General features: G+C 70.6%; 2 pseudogenes. One reads left to right on the top strand and one right to left on the bottom strand.

Annotation, left to right across the window (positions count from 1 at the left end):
- Positions 1–449: pseudogene (locus tag BACI9J_RS23550) on the bottom strand (ROK family protein); the annotation flags it as partial.
- A 132-nt stretch (positions 450–581) separates the two neighbouring features.
- On the opposite strand from BACI9J_RS23550, the pseudogene BACI9J_RS23545 reads away from it, so the two are divergent.
- Positions 582–1036: pseudogene (locus tag BACI9J_RS23545) on the top strand (twin-arginine translocation signal domain-containing protein); the annotation flags it as partial.

Raw genomic sequence — 1036 nt, 5'->3', positions numbered from 1 at the left:
GGGACACCCACGACGGTGACCAGGACCCGGGTGCGGTCGACGCCTGCCGAAGCGAGCGCAGCGGCCACGGTGTCGGCGATGACCCGGAGCCGCACGGGCACGTCGAGGCCAGATGCACCGAGCGCCCCCTCGGCACGGCCCAGGACGGTGCCGCGCAGGTCGGCGACGAAGGTGGTGACCCGGTGCTGGCCGGCGTCCACGCCGACGACGACCCCGGCGACGGTGTCGAGTTCGTAGCGCCGGGCGGGGCGTCCCATCCGGTACTCCCCCGCGGCACGGGCGTCGTCGAGCTCGCGGAGCCAGCCGAGCCGGACGAGTTCCTCGGCCGCACCCAGGACGGTCGACCGGGTCAGCCCGGTGGCGTCGATCGCCTCGGTCGCGGTGAACGCCGCGGAGTCGAAGGCGTACGCGAGCAGCGTCTCTGCGCTCGTTCCACGGGGTGGCGGCATGCCGTGACCCTATCGTGCGACGAGTTCCTTGCAGAATTAGATTTTCTCGCTACATTTAGTTCCGCGGGCTGCATCGGAGCCGCTCGCGGGACGGAACGGCAGGGACGCCGGGTCCGGACGGACGGAGACGACGTGCAAGCACACGCCACCGCCAGGAACGCAGCCTCGGTCAGCCGACGCTCGTTCCTGCTGGGAGCGGGCGGCATCGGGGCGGGCCTCGCGCTCGCCGGGTGCGCCCCGATCGGGTCCTCGAGCGCCAGGCCGGAGACCATCACGTTCTACGTGTCGAAGCCCGAGGTCATCGGCTACTTCGACGAGCTCATCGCACGGTTCCACCAGACCCAGTCGAAGATCCGGGTCGTCCGCGACTCGACCTCGAGCATGTCCGCGAACTTCGTCCGGAACCGACCGCCGGACCTCGGCTGCTGGAACTACAACTTCTCGGTCGTGCCGTTCGTCGAGCACGGTGCGCTGACGGACCTGTCCGACCTGCCGCAGGCCGACACCATCAACCCCGACCTGTGGCCGCTCATGGAGCAGACCGCCGACTACCCCGGCCGGAAGAGCGCCCTGCCCTACTCGGTGAC

The sequence above is a fragment of the Arthrobacter sp. 9V genome, from assembly GCF_902506065.1.
In the GTDB taxonomy this organism is placed as follows: domain Bacteria; phylum Actinomycetota; class Actinomycetes; order Actinomycetales; family Micrococcaceae; genus Arthrobacter.
This window is presented reverse-complemented; position numbering and strand designations above follow the sequence as displayed.